Consider the following 1474-nt stretch of genomic DNA (forward strand, 5'->3'; position numbering starts at 1 on the left):
AACTCCGTCCCGTCGACGGTTCGCAGCTTCAGGCCGGGCGGGTCGCGCCGGCCTGCTCGAACGCGGGCTCCTTCGCTTCCATTGCCTCGCCAAGCTGGTCGCCCGGATGATTGGCCAGCGCCGGTGTGGACACGCTCATGATAGCCAGCAGCAACAACGTTCTCCTCATTCCGCAGGTCCCTCCGGCCCGGTCGCGGCAACGCCGAAAACGGGAACATCGACGATGATCTCCCCGGCGGTCTCGACATGGAGGGTCAGCAGGAAGATGGAACCTTCGGCGAGCTACTCCGAAAGCCCCGTCAGCATCAGATACATGCTACCAGACGTGAGCGTCACAGCCTCTTCGGCAAGGAGATCAAGGGCCTCGATCTGGACCATTCGGCCGATGCCGGCCGTGTGGGTCTCCGTTGCATGAAGTGTGACCTCACGGGCGACAGGGGTCGTCACGCCGATCAGGCGGTCGTCCAGATCGCTCTTCAGGCTCAGGTACGCAGCCCCGGGGCGCGACGCGAGGATGCTGGCACGCGCCCAAGCTTCCGTGACGGTGACCTCGGCACGCGCGGCGAACGGAAGCGCGGCGGCGAGCGCTGTGGAAACGAGGAGCTTCATCGGTCTTCTCGCTCTCGGATATGCGTGAGGATCTGTTCGGCGACGGCTTCGGGCGGCTGGTCGCGTTCCTGGAAGACCGTCTCAAATCCCCCATCCGGGCACATCAGGTAGATATGGCCGGCATGGGCCATCATGTAGCCGTCAAGCGCAGTCTCATCCTCCACCCGTTCGTACCAGGTCCGGAAGCTCTCCGCCGCGTCGGCCACCTGCGCCTCGGTGCCGGTTGGGCCGACGAGACGGGGATGGAAGGCGGAGACATACTCCGCCATCACAGGGACCGTGTCGCGCGCCGGATCGACCGTGATGAAAAGCGGCGCCACCTGTTCCACCTTCGACCCGAGGAGGTCGAGCACGCTCGCCATGTAGGCCAGCGTCGTCGGGCAGATGTCCGGACAATGCGTGAAGCCGAAGAAGACGAGCTGCCAGCGCCCGGCGAAGTTAGCCTCGGTCACGGCGCGGCTCGAAAGGACACGGATAGTCGCTGGACGGTCAAATACAGCAAGACGAAAGCGCGCACCGACGGCTCGAAGCCGGTCGATATTGCGATCCCGATCTACGGCTACAGGTCGCATGTCAGCATCGACCGGATGCACGGGGTGATCCGCCGCCAGATCGTCACGGACGCGGCTCAGCACGACGGGGCCCGGCTGCGCGGGGGCCTGATCCAGACGGCAAACACCGCCCGCGGCGTCTGGGCGGACAGTGCCTACCGGTCCGCTGAAAACGGGCGCTGGCTCGAGGCCCACGGGATGACCAGCCAGGTCCACCGCAAGAAGCCTCGCGGTTGCCCCCCTCTTGTCTTATGCATTTCCCAGCTCCCGGTTTATTTTGGGAGCGGCCACGCGGATTGCGCATGTTCGCGCGG

Annotated in this window: 4 protein-coding genes; 1 reads left to right on the top strand and 3 read right to left on the bottom strand. The window is 65.3% G+C overall.

Going from position 1 to position 1474, the window contains the following annotated elements; all coding sequences use genetic code 11:
- Positions 1-28 precede the first annotated feature (28 nt).
- The 3 genes from Q1B08_RS21390 to Q1B08_RS21400 all read right to left on the bottom strand — a co-directional run bounded on the left by Q1B08_RS21390 (position 29) and on the right by Q1B08_RS21400 (position 1061).
- On the bottom strand, positions 29-154 hold the full coding sequence (locus Q1B08_RS21390; RefSeq protein WP_299823367.1) for a hypothetical protein: 126 nt from the start codon (positions 152-154) through the stop codon (positions 29-31).
- A gap of 128 nt (positions 155-282) precedes the next feature.
- Positions 283-609, bottom strand: a complete 327-nt coding sequence (locus Q1B08_RS21395; protein ID WP_299823370.1) for a copper chaperone PCu(A)C — start codon at positions 607-609, stop codon at positions 283-285.
- A complete protein-coding gene (locus Q1B08_RS21400) occupies positions 606-1061 on the bottom strand; it encodes an SCO family protein (protein WP_299823373.1) in 456 nt (151 codons plus the stop codon). The genes Q1B08_RS21395 and Q1B08_RS21400 overlap by 4 nt, the downstream gene beginning before the upstream one ends.
- Here Q1B08_RS21400 and Q1B08_RS21405 point away from each other — a divergent pair.
- Positions 1005-1474, top strand: a 470-nt coding sequence (locus Q1B08_RS21405; RefSeq protein ID WP_299823376.1) for a transposase, incomplete at its 3' end; no start/stop codon positions are given. The two genes, Q1B08_RS21400 and Q1B08_RS21405, sit on opposite strands and share 57 nt — an antisense overlap.

Source organism: uncultured Jannaschia sp., from assembly GCF_947494025.1.
Lineage (GTDB): Bacteria > Pseudomonadota > Alphaproteobacteria > Rhodobacterales > Rhodobacteraceae > Jannaschia.

Bases quoted from the DNA above. Each gene is read 5' to 3' on its own strand.
- Q1B08_RS21395 (WP_299823370.1), bottom strand. From the start codon at position 609: ATGAAGCTCCTCGTTTCCACAGCGCTCGCCGCCGCGCTTCCGTTCGCC.